Below are 15725 nucleotides of genomic sequence, written 5' to 3'. Positions count from 1 at the left end.
ATTATTCCAATATTTGATATTTAGGATAATTTATACTGGATGGGGAAGATGCTAAATAGTCTTGGACCAGCAGCATAAATTCAATGGCAACTCGTTTTTCATGTTCCATAAAGTCTTCACCGAGAATGCTTTCAAGCTTTTGCAAGCGATGATAAAGTGTCTGCCTGACTATAAAAAGCTTGCTCGCCGCCTCCTGTTTTGAGCCATTGCACTCTAAATAAACCTTTAATGTCTCTAACAACTTGCCATTATATTTCTGATCATATTGAATCACTGGCTGTAAATACTCTGCAGCAAACTCTTGTAGATTGATATGTTTACTCATTTGCGAGATCAACCGATATAAATGCAAATCTTCATAAAAATAATAGTCAGCTTTATTAGACATCTTTTGCTGAATTCGCTGAGTTTCTTTTGCAGTTTGATAACTTTTATGTATTTCATTTAAATTTCCGATAAAACTTCCAGCGGCAATCATTATTTTCGCTGAACATTGTTTTCTAATAAACTCTGATTCAAGTATGGATTCGATTGCTGTTTTCATTCGTTCCTTTACATTCTTCTTGGTCCGGTTGTTTACCAGTATGAACGTTATTTCATTTCTTTTTTCAACAGAAAACACCGTGAAACCATTTTGTTCAAGGACCGAACGAAATAATAGTTTTAAATACGTTACATCTTGAGTAATTTTCTCTTTGAGGGGAATAAGCCTAGTAATTAAGACTACAGCTTCATTGGTTTTTGTTTTGACCCGATTTTGCGCAAAATATTCACTAATGCTTTCGGGGGAATGTTCACCTTCAAGCCAGCCATACAACCACTCAAACTCCTCGACACGCTTTTTTTCTTCAACATACATATCTCGTAATAAATGCTGGGCCAGCGCTGTAGCAGTCCGATCTAAAATCAATACATCGTATTCAGTGATTGGTAGATTTTTAGAATAAATAAATAACTCCGCACATTCTTGCCCAAATAAGAAAATAGGTTGGGAGGCAATGTTTTCACATGGGTCTGTTTTATAGGTCTTGAGCTGGTGAATGACTGTTTTTTGTTCGAGTAGATTGATGTCTGGAATAAATTCATAATCCTCATTTTTCAAACGAAAAATAACTTGTAAATCCAGAGAAGAATACAAACATTTTAGTATATCTTCATAACTTTCAATCGTTAACAGTCGTTTATTTAGGCTTTGGGAGTAATTTTCCAAATCAGATATCTTTTGGTATTGCTGATTAATAATCAGCGAGTGAATATCTTGAGTGATTTGTACAAACGGAACTTCCTTTGAAAAAACGATGATGGGGAAATGATGCTCATTAGCAACTTGTATGACCTCCGCAGGAATCTCTGTGATGTAAGTTCCCATTTCAATACATAATCCTGCAGCTTGGTTATCAAGAAACTCTTTTACCATCGAAACAAATAAGTCCGTATTCTCCCTCCAAGCAATCCCTGTTGAAAGAATAAGTTCATTTCCATTAAGAAGATTACGAATACTCGTGGCCTCGACAACATGAACCCATTTGACAAATCGTTGAATGCCTTTTTCTCCCGCAATAACGTGGGATTGTTCAAAGTTCTTTCGCTTTAAGATATCTGCCACTGTTAAATGGAAATGGTCTTTAATCATTTGGCTCTCCTTAGAAAATATCATCAAAAATATTAGATTAAAAAGGATTGGCCTTGCAACCAATCCTTTCATTTATTTCTAATGAATAATAGGGAAGTATACCTTTATTTCTCTAGGCATGGACTAGCTGGTGTGGTTTTGCTTTAATAATAGACTAGTAAAATACTTACGGGCATTTGCTGTTCCAATCTTAAGTATTTCGGTTATATTTCCGTTTGGGTGGACAAATTCAACGGTGGCCCCGTTTAGATGTTCATTTACACCACTGATCTGATACCCCTTTTGGATAAGAAAATCAATTTTGTCTCTTTCATCTAAAAATTGCTGATAATCTGACATCCAAGCTCCCCCTTTAAATTCATATAATTCTTTTATAATTTTTGGCTGTGTTAAATTGGTCTGTTGATTTCCTCTCCAGGCACTTTGCTTTCCGCGGGCGTTGCGGGGAGCCTCCTCGGCGCTTTTAGCGCCTGCGGGGTCTCCCCTGCCCCGTACTCCCGCAGGAGTCTTCGCGCCTTCCGCTCCAATCAACAGTGTGCCAAAATCAATAATAACCTTAAACAAAGCCTATCTATTAATCATTTTTCCTATCATTATTAGATTGATAATGTTTCGCTTTGGTTGACAAGTGCATTTTTATTATATTTCGCTCGCTTCAAATATTGGCCCGAACCTGGTTTACCTACAAACTGCTTGTCACGGACAACAAATTCCCCACGGGACAATACGGAAACTGGTTCACCAGTGATCTTCATTCCTTCGAATGCGTTATAATCCACAGCCATATGGTGGGTTTCCGCCGAAATTACTCGTTCGATATTCGGATCAAAAATCACAAGGTCTGCATCTGCTCCAACGGCGATTGTCCCTTTTTTCGGGAATAAACCAAATAGCTTTGCACTTCTAGTGGAAGTAATATCGACAAATTGATTTAGACTAATCCGTCCTTTTTTCACTCCCTCAGAGAATAAAACCGACAAACGATCCTCAATAATCGGGCCTCCATTCGGAATTTTAGTAAAATCATCTCTTCCTAAATCTTTCTGCCCTTTAAAATCAAAAGAGCACTGATCGGAGCCGAGAGTTTGCAGTTGACCGCTCTTCAAAGCATTCCATAAAACATCTTGATTCCACTTTTCTCGAAGCGGCGGAGACCAAACGTATTTTGCACCTTCGAAATTCGGTTTCTCTAAGTAGCTTTGATCAAGGACTAAATATTGCGGGCACGTTTCCCCCCAAACATCAAAGCCTTTGCTGCGTGCTTTAGCAATTTGTTCTACTGCATCCGCACAGGAGACATGGACCACATATAGCTGTGAGTTAGCAAGCCCCGTGAAATTTGCGGCACGGCCAGTCGCTTCCCCCTCTAATTCTGGAGGTCTTGTTAAAGCATGGTAAATTGGCTCAGTATTCCCTTCATCAAGGGCTTTCTTGGTTAAGTAATCAATGACATCTCCGTTTTCTGCATGGACCATCACCAAGGCACCGTGTTCTTTTGCGGAAATAAGTGTTTTAAACAAGGTTTCATCATCTGCTTGAAATACATTTTTGTATGCCATAAATACCTTAAAGGAAGTAATACCTTCTTCATTAATTACCTGTGGAAGTTCACCCAGGACATCTTCATTGATTTCTGAAATCATTAAATGGAACCCATAATCAATGACAGCTTTCTCTTTCGATTTATCATGCCAGGTTTGAATAGAATTTTTCAGCGGCTCACCCTTGTTGGTTAAGCAAAAATCAATAACCGTTGTCGTACCCCCGAAGGCAGCTGCAATCGTGCCTGACTCAAAATCATCCTTTGTTACCGTTCCGCCAAAAGGCATGTCGAGGTGAGTGTGTGGATCAATCCCGCCAGGAAAAACAAAACAGCCTTTTGCGTCAATAACTTCAGCACCAATCGCTGATAAATTCGAGCCGATTTGGGTGATCTTGCCATCCTCGATTAATATTTCTCCTTGATATGTGTCAGCAGCGGTAACAATCGTGCCATTTTTGATTATTTTTTTCATCGATAATTCCCTCCGTATCATTTATTTGATAATATCTGCTTTAAATTCGGCTACGCCGCTTAAGGCAGCTTGACGTTCATTCCAAGTCATTGGTGCTAATTCCCTCGTGGCCTCCACCATGTCAATAGCTCCATCAACTGGACAAACAATCGAGCATAAATTACAGCCAACGCAATCTTCTTCACGCACCTTGAGGTAACTCTTCCCATTTTCGTCTGTCAGCATATCGATACATTGGTGCGAAGTATCTTCACAGGCAATGTGGCATTTATTGCAATTAATACAAACATCCTTATTGATTTGAGCAACGATATTGTAGTTTAAATCCAAATTGCCCCAATCAGAGAATCTAGGAACGGATTTCCCAATGATATCAGAAACCGATGCAATCCCTTTGCTATCGAGGTAATGGCTAAGACCTTCAATCATGTCCTCGACAATGCGGAAACCATGGTGCATAGCGGCTGTACAAACTTGTACACCAGTTGCACCCATCAACATAAACTCAACGGCATCCTTCCAGTTAGAAATCCCGCCAATCCCTGAAATTGGAACGTTAATACGTGGATGTCTTGCACATTCTGCCACCATATTCAAAGCAATTGGCTTTACTGCAGGTCCACAATAACCGCCGTGTGCTCCTTTTCCGGCAACATGGGGAATGGTATTCCATGAATCAAGGTCGACTCCCATCAAGCTATTAATCGTATTAATCATAGAAATCGCATCAGCACCACCATTACAAGCCGCTTCGGCCGTCGCTGTTATATCGGTAATATTTGGCGTTAATTTTACAATAACAGGTGTCTTAGCTACTTCCTTCGCCCAATAGGTTTGCCTTTCAACTAAAGCTGGTACCTGACCGGAAGCAGAACCCATGCCACGCTCAGCCATCCCGTGAGGACATCCGAAGTTTAACTCAAGCCCATCCACCCCGACATCCTCAACACGTTTAACAATCTCATGCCACTTTTCTTGCTTCGGTTCCACCATGAGCGAGGCAATAATGGCATGGTTTGGAAATCTCTTTTTCGTTTCATAGATTTCTTTTAAATTAACATCTAACGGTCTGTCAGTTATTAGTTCAATATTATTGAAGCCTGCCACTCTTTGTCCGTTAAAGCTTACAGCAGCAAACCTTGAAGATACATTCAGAATCGGATCGCCCAGCGTTTTCCAAACTGCCCCACCCCACCCTGCTTCAAAGGCTCTCTGTACTTGATAGCCAGAGTTGGTCGGCGGTGCTGACGCAAGCCAGAACGGGTTCGGAGATTTAATCCCTGCAAGATTAGTACGTAAATCAGCCATTTATTTTTCTCCTCTCTATTTTCATTTGAGATATTAGTTTGACATCCCTACGAAGGAAAATTGCTTATGAATCGCATAAGCCACATCTTTACCTTGTTGTGCAGCCGTAACAACCATGGCGTCACCATTGCCTTTTCCAAATACAACATCTCCACAGGCAAATACTTTAGGGTTGGAAGTTTGTAAGGTTTCAGAGTCGACCTTGACTACCCCGCCATTATGATCGATGCCGAACTCTTCAATCAGTTTGAGGTGTCTGGTCTGACCAATTGCTTTCACCACAGCATCGACCGGCAAGACATGCTCTGACCCCTCAATGGCTGTTGGACGTCGGCGACCATCTTTTTCAGGCTCACCAAGTTCCATTTTGATACACTCAATGCCAGTCACCCTACCAGTTTCGTCACCAATAATCCGTTTTGGAGCCGTCAACCAGCGGAATTCCACACCGTCCTGTTTGGCAAATTCATATTCAAAGTCGTAAGCGGTCATTTCTTCTTCCGTTCTTCGATATAAGATTTTGACGTTTTCTGCTCCTAATCGGACAGAACAGGTTGCCCCATCTATCGCGGTATTTCCGGCCCCAATGACAACAACGCGTTTTCCAACAAAATCTTCAGATAACTGACCGCTTTTGGTTGCTTTGACAAATTCAATCGCATCATATACACCCTCTAGGTTTTCACCTTCCACGCCAAGGTTTGGTACATGAGCCATACCTACTGCCAGGATAATATAATCAAAATTTTCCGTGATCTCTTCTACAGAAATATCCTTACCGACAAATGTGTTAGTTCTAATATCGACATTCAATTTCTCAACCTGTTCAACTTCCCAGAAGGAAATTCTTTGCGGTAATCGGAAAGATACAATTCCGTACGTATTTAAACCGCCCGCTTTCTCAGAACCTTCGAAAATTGTAACATCGTATCCTAGCCTTGCCAGTTCTCTAGCAGCGGATAGTCCCGCTGGCCCCCCGCCGATGACAGCCACTGTCCTACCATTGGCTTGACCTGGTTGAAAAAGTGTTTGATTATTTACCATTGCCCAATCAGTAGCATATCTTTGTAAATTACCAATCATAATTGGTTTAGTAGAGTGATTCAGCACGCAAGCACCTTCACATAATTCTTCAGTAGGACATACTCGCGAACAACTTGCACCAACAGGATTGGATGACATGATTGTTTTGGCAGATCCTAATAAGTTTCCTGAAGCAATTTTTTTAATAAAAGTAGGAATATCAATACCTGTCGGACAGGCTTTAATACACGGAGCATCATAACAATAGAGGCAGCGATTGGATTCTTCCACAGCCTCACGGTTTGTAAGCCCACTTTCCACTTCTAGAAAGTTTTTTTCAAGATTAGATAAGGAAATACGCTGCATTTTATCATTCGCCATAAAGAAACCTCCTTCATTTATATACCGATTTTTAAAACTTTTTGAAGGCAGAAAGTTGTCCTGTTTTTTTACTGAGATTAGAATGTAAGCGCTTTATAAATATGATACTACCAAAAAGGGACCAACTCCTTTTGTTCATATATGTATTTTGCAGAAAATTCTGCATCCTAATTTAATTTTACAGACTGTAAATAGGCATTTCACCTGACAATCTGTAAAAGAATGCATGTAATATATTAACCATTATGTAAAAAAGTAAGATGTCTCCTAAGAATGTAGAATCAGAGAGGGTACATTGATGTATGTAAGCATTAAAAGGAATATTGGATAAAGTTTTCATAGAGGGCAGGATTTTTTTGTATTCTTTTCTGATACTTTTTCAATTTAACATAATGATATCAAAAAAAATGTAATATTATATCGAATTGTCAATTTTTCTTACATACTTTATTTGGTGGCCTTGTAGAGTTTGATTACCTGAATTTTACATGTTTAATAGGACTTCCTCTCTCTTATAAAAACAAAATCTTTGATACAGTATGAGTAAAAACTTCTCGACATTTTCTACTACTTAGGAATTCCGGTCTTTTTGAAAAAAAAGTACCCACCGTAAAGGAGGTACACTTAAATCAGATTAATTCAAAAAATATTTAGCTAACTCGACCACCATAGCTCCCATTCTTTCCTTCTCAGGGACCACAATTCTTTCGATTCCCTCATCTTTTAAAGCTGCTTCGGTTACTTTCCCAACCGCACCAGCAACTACCTTTTTATTGAAAGCGGTCACGATATCTGCATAGATATTATGTTCTCTCGCGTATTCAAAAAGCGAGTGGACCTGGGTAGCTGTGGTAAAGCAAACCGCGTCACACTTATTGAACTGCAGTTCATGTATTAACCGAACTACTACCTCTTTATCTGGTGCAATATGCTGATATGGAAGAATTTTTTTTACAGTTGCCCCACGCTCTTCTAAAAATTTTGTTAACGCAGGAGCTGTTTCACCATGGAGTTGAACCATAACTCTTGTTCCCGAGAAATCAACGGTTTCGAGTGCTAGTGCTAATCCTTTTGTTGTTCCATCCACATCGACCACAAGTGGTTTTAGATCATATTTTTTCAGTGCAGAGAGTGTTTTGTATCCTCTCGAGGCGATCTTGGCTTCACGAATATTTTTAAAAAATAAATCACTCAATCCAAGTTTTGCAGCTAAATCCACAAGTGTTTCAAAGCCAATTCCAGTGGTGAAAATCACCCAATCCGCCCCATTTTCCACGAAATCACGTATATCTGGTTCTACTTCTTTCTCTGCTAAAAATACTGTACCTTGAAGGGGTCGAACGAGAGGAACGCCTCCTTGTTTTTCAATTAGTGTACTTATTTCTTCTATCTTTCGTGAACCACAGATAACGACTTTCTTTCCGGTCAAACCCTTTTCCATTGTACATACCTCTCAGACTAATTTTTCTTTTGTGATTTGTTCGATCTTATGGGAAGGATAAACATTCATCCCACTTTTACCAACTTTCGCTACTACTGCCATTGCCGTTGCAACGTTTTTAGCTTCAATGGCTTTATAAGGTCGTAATGGACCAACCATGAGTACATTGATAATGGCACTTGTTTTTGCGGCAATTTTTTCTCCGAAACGAAATTCTTTTCTGTCCCCAAATAAAAGTGATGGCCTAAAAATATGTAGAGATGGTAAACTTAAATTATCTAAAGATTCTTCCACTTCACCCTTTACTCGATTATAAAAAATACTTGATTTAGCATTTGCTCCCATTGCAGTGATAATTAGAAATTTCTCTACCTCACAACTTTTCGCTATTTTAGCTGCCTCGACTGGATATTCATAATCTACTTTTCGAAATGCTTCTTTACTTTTTGCTTTTTTAATGGTCGTTCCTAAACAGCAAAAAACGTCCGTTACCTGAAATAATTCTCGGTATGTATGAAGTTCCTCAAAATTAACAACATGCACTTCACATGTAGGATGATGACTTACAATTGGTCTTCGTACTAACAAATGGATTTTTTCATAGGTTTTTTGTTGGATGAGGATATTTACCAATTCTTTTCCTACTAGTCCAGTAGCACCTAGTATTAGCGCTGTTTTTCTTTTGTTTTCCATATCTAGACTCCTTTTATTCCAACCAACTGCCTTATTAAGATTATTACACAAACTTTGAATTAATAGGTGGATTTTTGTTCAATTATTTTCAGATTGGACATACTTATGAATGTGAATTTTTAATAAGGGAGGAACATATATGCCAAACGATTTTCAATTTAGTAATTTTATTAATGAGGTTTCACTGCAAACAAAAATGGAAAATGTGTGGAGTAATACCTGTGGGTCATGGCAAAATTGCAATGAAGACACCATCCAATCTTTCTTAGCTCAGTGCCTTGATTATAATATTGATCCACAATACTGTATGAGCTGGGTCGAGCAGCATAAGGATATCATACCTGATTGGACGAGTGTATCTCAAACCTCGCTGGGATGGATAAACGAACATACTTCAACAGGTTCGGCAATCTCGATTTCAAAGGAGGATCTTAGTTGAATTTTAGGGAGGGCTACTAATCCCTCCTTTTTCATTTTAGACGGTAAAATCATCTTTTGTAATCTTTTCATTTACCCTAATGAGGATAATTACACTCCTCTGGGAAATGAAAGACAGTTTTATTTACCGTTTAGTGAATTTTTATCTCCATATGGGCAATGAATGACCTGTTCATTTGCCCTAAACATCACAAGTATTCAGTGAATTCTATGGATTAACTCTACTAATCTTTCTAAACCAATAATGAGTCTTGGGGAGGGTCTGCAGTAGAGCTCTTCCTCAAGAATTAGAATTCGATCATCACTTTCATATCCTAGTTTTTCAAATCCTTTACGCTTCATAACAATGCTTTTTTGGATTTTTTCTTTTCTCACTCCTACCCAAGCAAGACAAATAAAATCAGGTTCACGGCATAATACATCCTTCCATTCCGTTTGAACACTTGCTAAATCCACATCCTGAAAAATATTCATTGCTCCAGCAGCCTGAGAAATCTCCGTGAGCCAGTTTCTTTTACCAGGGGTAAAAATTGGCTTTGGCCACCATTCCCAGTACAATTTTGGCTTGTAATATTGATTTGCACTTCTCTGTTTAACTTTATCAAGGCGAAAACGAAATTGCCTTACTGCTTCTACTCCACGTTTATGCTCTCCGAGTGCTTCAGCCGTTATCATTAAGTCATTTTCAATGTCTGTTAGTGATTGCGGATTTAACACAAGGTGTGGAATTCCACGTATCTGTAAAGCTTCCACATTTTTCTCCATCCCTGGAACACTTAAAGATGCAAGGACCAAATCTGGCTTTAATTCTTCAACCAAATCCATATTAATTGACAAATCAGGACCTAATTTAGGCAGACTTTCAATTGAAGCCGGCCAATCGGAAAAATCGTCGACTCCTACCAACAAGTGTGTTAAACCGAGATATTCAATAATTTCTGTATTACTCGGGCATAAGGAAATGACTCGCATCTTTTAATATCTCTCCTCCCTATTTAGCGATTAATCATAAAACGCATGGATATCAATTACTATCCATGCGTCTTTGACCAAGTTTATTTCCGTTCACCTTCGACCGCTTCCACCAACTGAAATAAAAAGCGGTAAATGAGTTGAAATGCCTCACCTATGGTTAACTCTTCCTTGTAATCCTCGACAAAATTTAAGGCGAAATTCAAATTCCATAAGCCGTCATCTTGACTGAACATTAAATCAAATTTCGCTTCATCCCCGTTTAGGAGGCTATTTAAATTTTCCCTTAATGATTTTTCAAATTTCTTTTGCAGCTTTAAACCTAACATAACATCATAGGTCCCAAAGACATCATCTGCTTCTAAAGAAACAGCTTCGACACTTATTAAATCAAACCAATTTGATTCAACGTAAATAAACTCATTTTTATGCTTTTTTAAGTAATCAAGATGCTCATTTAAAAATGCTGATGATTCATTCTTCAACATGTTTTCTGTTTCTTTATCACACCGTTCAATGTATGCGTCAGCGAATCGGATACTCGCATCTTTCTCTGAAAGTTGAAGGTTTCCAGCTAGTTGGTTTTTTTCAGCATAGTCCTTTTCTTCTTTAAAAAGTGTGATTGCCCCTGTCTTTTGATTGGATTGCCTTTCATCTATGTATTGTAGGATATGGTCTTTTATCATCTAAATTGCTCCTCCTTATTTTCACAGTTCCTTATTCTCCTTATTCTACTATAAAATGAAAGGAAACAAAAAATTAGAGGTGACTTTATAGTCACCCCCATTATTTATGATTAATTTTCCGCTAATTTAGCCTTTACATTCTGTGTAGAAGGTTTTACATCCCCTGGATCTTCCGCTTGCTTCGCGCGTTTTATAAATAACGCTAGCACCAATGCAAGACCGGCGATGAAGACTGTAACAAAGAATGCATCATTTATACCCTCTAACATGGCCTTCATTTGAATATCATGCTGCATTTTTAATTGCATTGCTTCTGTAATTTTTACTGACGGATCTGCTGGCATTGCCTTTTTAGCTGCTGCAATCAATTCTGTTGCATGAGATTTCGCACGGTTTGTCATCACTGTGACCAACAATGCCGTACCAATCGCACCAGATACTTGAGACATCGTATTGTTCATCGCTGTACCGTGTGGATAAAAGCGAGCTGGTAACTGGTTCAAACCGTTCGTTGTCACTGGCATGTTAACCATTGACATCCCAAACATACGGATTGTATATAAAATAATTAAATGAGTATATGTTGTTTCAAGTGTTAATTTACTAAACATATAACTTGTTACCACAGTAATCCCTAAACCAATAATGGCTAACGTACGTCCACCAAATTTATCGAATAATTTCCCTGTTATTGGCATCATAATTGCCATTGAAATCGCACCTGGCAGTAACAATAAACCAGCATCTAAAGGAGAAATTCCTCGAATTGTTTGGACATAAATTGGTAAGAGGATCATCCCTGAAAACAACGCCATCGTAACAATCATAGAAATAGCAGATGATAAAGCAAACATTGGGTATTTATAAATCCGGAAGTTAAGAAGTGGTCGTTCTTGACTTAATTGACGAAGGATAAATATTACTAAACAAATAACACCGATTGCGAGGGTACCGTAGACCTCAAGACTATCCCATCCTTTTGTACCTGCTTTACTAAATCCATAAAGAATTCCACCGAATCCAACACTTGATAACACCACAGATAGGAAATCCAAGCGGATATCGACTTTCTCCTTCTTATCTTTAAGTAAGAAAACTCCAAGTAAAACAACAACAATCGCGATTGGTGTGACAAAATGGAAGAGCATTCTCCAGTCATAGTGTTCAATAATCCAGCCCGATAATGTTGGTCCAATGGCTGGAGCAAACATTAACACTAAACCAAAAACCCCCATCGCCATTCCACGTTTTTCAACTGGGAAACTGGTTAACATAACGTTCATTAACAATGGCATCATGATCGCTGACCCTGAAGCCTGAACCATACGACCCGTTAATAATAACGGAAACGCATGTGCAAAACCTGCTAAAATGGTTCCTGCTGTAAACAAAATCATTGCAGCTAAGAATAATTGGCGAACAGAAAATTTTTGAATTAAGTAGGCTGATAAAGGAATGAGAATTCCGTTCACTAACATAAATCCAGTTGTCAGCCATTGAACTGTAGCTGCTTCAATCTCTAAATCCTTCATGATTGAAGGCAATGCTATATTAAGTAATGTGTTATTTAAGAAAGCAATAAAAGCTCCAACCATTAACACGGCAAGGATTCCGTACGGTGGTTTGCTAGTCTTTTTTATGGTTTGATCCATTAAATTTCCCCCTATAATAAATGTTCAAATTTTTATACCCCTGTTTCACACTTACATAATAATATACGCTCAGTTCAACTTTTGCAATTAAAAAAACCTGAAAAATTATGGGTTTGTAATCATGTATTAAATAATGTACTATATTTTTATACTATTAGTACAATTTGAAATAAGTGGTGATTTTATGAATGACCGAAAACTGCATGTGGTAAATATGGCTCATCAATTATTTATCGAAAAAGGATTTCAAGCAACATCTATTCAAGATATTTTAGACTATAGCGGGATTTCCAAAGGAACATTTTATAATTATTTTTCGTCTAAAAGCGAATTATTAATCGCTATTTATAAAACAATTTATAAGAAACTAGAAAAAGATCGGAATGATTTATTAATCGGACAAAACCCTTCTAGTATTGAGATTTTCATTAAGCAAGTGGAATTACAAATGATTTCTAATAGGAAAAATAAATTACTTGCCTTATACGAGGAGGTATTAGCCTCTAATGACGCAGATCTCAAACAATACATCAAACGGGCGCGTTTAAATTCGCTTCGTTGGTATTACAATCGGTTTATCGACATCTTCGGCGAAGACAAAAAACCATTCCTCTTAGACTGTGCGATTATGTTTCAAGGAATAATCCAATATAATATTCAATACAATCGATTGGCCCATGAATCGGGTGAAAAAGTAAGTAGTGTGGTCCGATACTGCGTCGCGCGAATGGTTAAAATGGTTGATGAAGTGGCTGAATCAGGGGACCAATTAATCGAACCTAAAACTTTAGAAAAATGGGTCCCTGATTGTCCAAAAAACAATCATGAGATATTAACCCAGTTGACGAAATTAGCCTTAACAATAAGGGCGTCAATAACGAAGAGTATTAAGGATTTAAGTGAGCAAAACAAATACCATGAACTTTTAGATTTTATACAAGAAGAAATTATCCATACAAGATCCCCAAGAAAGTTTCTTATTCAAAGTGCTCTTCTATCTTTAAAGCAGAATCCTGCTTCACTTTGGAAAAAAGAACTTGAGCAGCTTAATGAACTGATTGAGGCTTTTTATAGTTCTAGTGAGTCGGAAGACATAAACCCCTAATCTAAGGATTAGGGGTTTATGTATGTAAGGCTTTTATTATTTGAAAAGCGTTGTTGAATTTCCCAAATAAAATAATTCCTCGAATATTGTTTTACAACTACGATTGCATCTTCACCATTTTTTGTAAATATAAGCCCTGATCCCATCTGTTCTTGAAACTTCCACCCTTTTGATTTCATATATTTTTTTACAACATTATAATGGCTATTTCCGTTACTTTCTGATAAGTATTTACTTCGTTTCTCAGTTTTTGAGAAAAGTTCAAATTCAGAATCAGATAAGTGAAGCTTTATAGCAGAAATCATTAATGGGATGGGATTCCCCTCCTGAAAAAGTGCAGAACCAAAACTACTGACAACTAGTACAGATCCTATGACCGAAACGATCACAAATGTAATCGCAATTTTTCTAATCCACTCCACCCGTTCGCCTCCCTATATAACTCGTTATATAATTTGACGAAGGATGGATAATTTTGGTTTCGGATAGAAATATTACATTTTTGTTAAAATAGTTTTTAGGATGGACGGCTAATATTAAAATTTCCGATAAAATAGGATATTTTTTAAAGGTAAAGTTGTAAGAATAGGGGGATCATAACAGACATGACCAACGCAGAGGTAATCATAGCAATACTCCCCATGACCCCCTCTATTTCTCCCCATTCAAAGGCACGGTTGGCACCAATTGCTTGAGCAGATGTTCCTAACGCTAACCCCTTAGCAATTCTACTTCTAATCCGAGTTACATTTAAAAGAAAGGGACCAATCATTAATGAAAATATCGCAGATATACAGACAAATAAAATCGTCAGTGACGGAATCCCTCCTAATGTCTGGGATACTGATAAAGCAATTGGAGCAGTGACCGATTTTGGAATAAGAGACAACATTATTTCCTTATTCATGTGCAAAAACTTCGTCAACAAGATTATTGAAATTACACCCGTCAATGTACCAGGCATGACCGCCCAGAAAATAATCAGGAAATTTTTCTTAATAATTCTCACATGTTTATATAAGGGAACTGCCAGTGACACGGTGGCAGTTCCTAATAAAAGGGAGAATAATCCTGTTCCAGATGAATATTGGGCCACTTGTACATGAGAAAGTGTCAATAAACACATGATGAACACTGTTACCGTATATAACGGATTTAACCATGGCTTTTTATAAGCTTTAAATACCTTATTCCCTGCTGCATAACTTATAACAGTTATGCCGGTACACAACAATATATTAGAGATTATTATTCCCATTTTGTTTCCTCCATTTCCTTTTCGTTTCTAAATACTCAGCAATAAAAGCTGTCACAAGAAGAACAACCAAGCTGCTTGCTGCTAGGATGATAGCTAATTTGATTCCTTCAACTCTAAAAATCCCTGCAAAATGCCATACACCTATTATGAAAGGAATAAATAAAAGTGTTATATGTTTAATATGCAGCTGGGCTGCTGTTTCGACCCATTGGAGCTTACATAAACCCGACACCAATGCAATAAATAAAAGTACCATTCCAACAATACTTCCAGGGACAGGAAGTTCAAGCCAAGTAACGATCCTTGTTCCAGTTAAATATATAACCAATATTGTGAGAAACTGAGCAATAGTCCGAACCATTCGGCTCCCCCCTGTTTTAAATTTAACCACCCATTTTTTTTTATGGGTTCACAATTAATTTCTCTAACGTCAGTATTACACAACTATTTGAGTTTTTCTGTATACATGGAATAATTTCTAACATGAATTTTATTAAAGCGATTTAATTGTTGTTAGATAAACTTCCTTTTACTTCCGTGTTCTCGATGATTAATAAAAAACCGATTCCACGTAGTAGGAATCGGCTAAAAACTAAATATTTGACTAACTATTAAAGAAAGGTTTTAGGCATGACTACAGCGACGACCTCGCCACGAGCACAGAGAATATCATTCGCATACACTTCTGTCTCAACCTTAAACTTTTTAGGATGTATTTCATGGACACTGCCGATTGCTTTTAAAGGAATCCCATGTGGAGTGGGCTTGAGAAAGTTCACATTTAGTGAAGCCGTCACGAATCTTGGGGGCTCTGTACCATCACCCGCTTCATGTCCATTTTTACGATGGAGTGCCAATGAAGCAGACCCTGTTCCATGACAATCTATTAATGAGGCAACAATGCCGCCATAAACAAAACCAGGAAGCGCTAAATGTTCTTTTTCTGGTGTAAAAATAGTTACAGTCTGATCACCCTGCCAGCCAGTCCGAAAATGATGTCCCTCTTCGTTCAATCGACCACAGCCATAACACCAGGCAAAATCATCCGGATACTCATCTTGAATTGCGTTTACAACCTTATCTTCCATTAAACTTCTCCCCCTTAAAAGAAAACGCTTTC

Annotated in this window: 16 protein-coding genes; 2 read left to right on the top strand and 14 right to left on the bottom strand. The window is 37.9% G+C overall.

What is annotated here, in order from left to right; translation table 11 throughout:
• Nucleotide 1: 1 nt before the first annotated feature.
• The 7 genes from ACE198_RS20720 to ACE198_RS20690 form a co-directional block, all read right to left on the bottom strand.
• Entirely contained in the window at nt 2–1633 is a 1632-nt protein-coding gene (locus ACE198_RS20720) for a PucR family transcriptional regulator (protein ID WP_375376890.1), read from the bottom strand.
• Between the two features lie 123 nt (nt 1634–1756).
• Complete coding sequence (locus ACE198_RS20715) at nt 1757–2197, bottom strand: hypothetical protein (RefSeq protein ID WP_375376889.1); 441 nt, start codon at nt 2195–2197, stop codon at nt 1757–1759.
• A 32-nt stretch (nt 2198–2229) separates the two neighbouring features.
• Nucleotides 2230–3648, bottom strand: a complete 1419-nt coding sequence (gene hydA, locus ACE198_RS20710; RefSeq protein ID WP_375376888.1) for a dihydropyrimidinase — start codon at nt 3646–3648, stop codon at nt 2230–2232.
• A 21-nt stretch (nt 3649–3669) separates the two neighbouring features.
• Nucleotides 3670–4956: an NAD-dependent dihydropyrimidine dehydrogenase subunit PreA gene (gene preA, locus ACE198_RS20705; protein WP_375376887.1), complete on the bottom strand. Its 1287-nt coding sequence runs from the start codon at nt 4954–4956 to the stop codon at nt 3670–3672.
• Nucleotides 4957–4989: 33 nt separating this feature from the next.
• Nucleotides 4990–6360, bottom strand: a complete 1371-nt coding sequence (locus ACE198_RS20700) for an NAD(P)-dependent oxidoreductase (RefSeq protein WP_375376886.1) — start codon at nt 6358–6360, stop codon at nt 4990–4992.
• 634 nt (nt 6361–6994) lie between these two features.
• Complete coding sequence (locus ACE198_RS20695) at nt 6995–7801, bottom strand: uroporphyrinogen-III synthase (protein ID WP_375376885.1); 807 nt, start codon at nt 7799–7801, stop codon at nt 6995–6997.
• A 12-nt stretch (nt 7802–7813) separates the two neighbouring features.
• On the bottom strand, nt 7814–8494 hold the full coding sequence (locus ACE198_RS20690) for an oxidoreductase (RefSeq protein ID WP_375376884.1): 681 nt from the start codon (nt 8492–8494) through the stop codon (nt 7814–7816).
• 139 nt (nt 8495–8633) lie between these two features.
• Between ACE198_RS20690 and ACE198_RS20685 the strand changes: the two genes are divergently transcribed.
• A complete protein-coding gene (locus ACE198_RS20685; protein ID WP_375376883.1) occupies nt 8634–8933 on the top strand; it encodes a hypothetical protein in 300 nt (99 codons plus the stop codon).
• Between the two features lie 197 nt (nt 8934–9130).
• Here the strand turns inward: ACE198_RS20685 and ACE198_RS20680 are convergent, their stop codons facing one another.
• From ACE198_RS20680 to ACE198_RS20670, 3 genes are all read right to left on the bottom strand, one after another.
• Nucleotides 9131–9904, bottom strand: coding sequence for a cobalamin-binding protein (locus ACE198_RS20680; RefSeq protein ID WP_375376882.1), 774 nt, complete (start codon nt 9902–9904; stop codon nt 9131–9133).
• 83 nt (nt 9905–9987) lie between these two features.
• A complete protein-coding gene (locus ACE198_RS20675; protein WP_375376881.1) occupies nt 9988–10590 on the bottom strand; it encodes a branched-chain amino acid aminotransferase in 603 nt (200 codons plus the stop codon).
• Between the two features lie 110 nt (nt 10591–10700).
• On the bottom strand, nt 10701–12242 hold the full coding sequence (locus ACE198_RS20670) for a DHA2 family efflux MFS transporter permease subunit (RefSeq protein WP_375376880.1): 1542 nt from the start codon (nt 12240–12242) through the stop codon (nt 10701–10703).
• A 184-nt stretch (nt 12243–12426) separates the two neighbouring features.
• Between ACE198_RS20670 and ACE198_RS20665 the strand changes: the two genes are divergently transcribed.
• On the top strand, nt 12427–13347 hold the full coding sequence (locus ACE198_RS20665; RefSeq protein WP_375376879.1) for a TetR/AcrR family transcriptional regulator: 921 nt from the start codon (nt 12427–12429) through the stop codon (nt 13345–13347).
• Nucleotides 13348–13355: 8 nt separating this feature from the next.
• Here ACE198_RS20665 and ACE198_RS20660 read toward each other — a convergent pair whose 3' ends face one another.
• The 4 genes from ACE198_RS20660 to ACE198_RS20645 form a co-directional block, all read right to left on the bottom strand.
• A complete protein-coding gene (locus ACE198_RS20660; RefSeq protein WP_375376878.1) occupies nt 13356–13769 on the bottom strand; it encodes a hypothetical protein in 414 nt (137 codons plus the stop codon).
• Nucleotides 13770–13912: 143 nt separating this feature from the next.
• Entirely contained in the window at nt 13913–14605 is a 693-nt protein-coding gene (locus ACE198_RS20655) for an LrgB family protein (RefSeq protein WP_375376877.1), read from the bottom strand.
• Entirely contained in the window at nt 14586–14966 is a 381-nt protein-coding gene (locus ACE198_RS20650; protein ID WP_375376876.1) for a CidA/LrgA family protein, read from the bottom strand. The genes ACE198_RS20655 and ACE198_RS20650 overlap by 20 nt, the downstream gene beginning before the upstream one ends.
• Nucleotides 14967–15216: 250 nt before the next feature.
• Nucleotides 15217–15693: a PaaI family thioesterase gene (locus ACE198_RS20645; RefSeq protein ID WP_375376875.1), complete on the bottom strand. Its 477-nt coding sequence runs from the start codon at nt 15691–15693 to the stop codon at nt 15217–15219.
• Nucleotides 15694–15725 lie beyond the last annotated feature (32 nt).

The sequence above is a fragment of the Neobacillus sp. KR4-4 genome (assembly GCF_042136325.1).
In the GTDB taxonomy this organism is placed as follows: Bacteria; Bacillota; Bacilli; order Bacillales; family Cytobacillaceae; genus Neobacillus.
Note: the sequence above shows the minus strand (reverse complement) of the source record. Positions and strands in the feature narration are given on the sequence as shown.

Bases quoted from the DNA above. Each gene is read 5' to 3' on its own strand.
- ACE198_RS20675 (WP_375376881.1), bottom strand. From the start codon at position 10,590: ATGATAAAAGACCATATCCTACAATACATAGATGAAAGGCAATCCAAT.
- ACE198_RS20645 (WP_375376875.1), bottom strand. From the start codon at position 15,693: ATGGAAGATAAGGTTGTAAACGCAATTCAAGATGAGTATCCGGATGAT.
- ACE198_RS20720 (WP_375376890.1), bottom strand. From the start codon at position 1,633: ATGATTAAAGACCATTTCCATTTAACAGTGGCAGATATCTTAAAGCGA.
- ACE198_RS20685 (WP_375376883.1), top strand. From the start codon at position 8,634: ATGCCAAACGATTTTCAATTTAGTAATTTTATTAATGAGGTTTCACTG.
- ACE198_RS20670 (WP_375376880.1), bottom strand. From the start codon at position 12,242: ATGGATCAAACCATAAAAAAGACTAGCAAACCACCGTACGGAATCCTT.
- ACE198_RS20665 (WP_375376879.1), top strand. From the start codon at position 12,427: ATGAATGACCGAAAACTGCATGTGGTAAATATGGCTCATCAATTATTT.
- ACE198_RS20680 (WP_375376882.1), bottom strand. From the start codon at position 9,904: ATGCGAGTCATTTCCTTATGCCCGAGTAATACAGAAATTATTGAATAT.
- ACE198_RS20650 (WP_375376876.1), bottom strand. From the start codon at position 14,966: ATGGTTCGGACTATTGCTCAGTTTCTCACAATATTGGTTATATATTTA.
- ACE198_RS20690 (WP_375376884.1), bottom strand. From the start codon at position 8,494: ATGGAAAACAAAAGAAAAACAGCGCTAATACTAGGTGCTACTGGACTA.
- preA (WP_375376887.1), bottom strand. From the start codon at position 4,956: ATGGCTGATTTACGTACTAATCTTGCAGGGATTAAATCTCCGAACCCG.
- hydA (WP_375376888.1), bottom strand. From the start codon at position 3,648: ATGAAAAAAATAATCAAAAATGGCACGATTGTTACCGCTGCTGACACA.
- ACE198_RS20695 (WP_375376885.1), bottom strand. From the start codon at position 7,801: ATGGAAAAGGGTTTGACCGGAAAGAAAGTCGTTATCTGTGGTTCACGA.
- ACE198_RS20700 (WP_375376886.1), bottom strand. From the start codon at position 6,360: ATGGCGAATGATAAAATGCAGCGTATTTCCTTATCTAATCTTGAAAAA.
- ACE198_RS20655 (WP_375376877.1), bottom strand. From the start codon at position 14,605: ATGGGAATAATAATCTCTAATATATTGTTGTGTACCGGCATAACTGTT.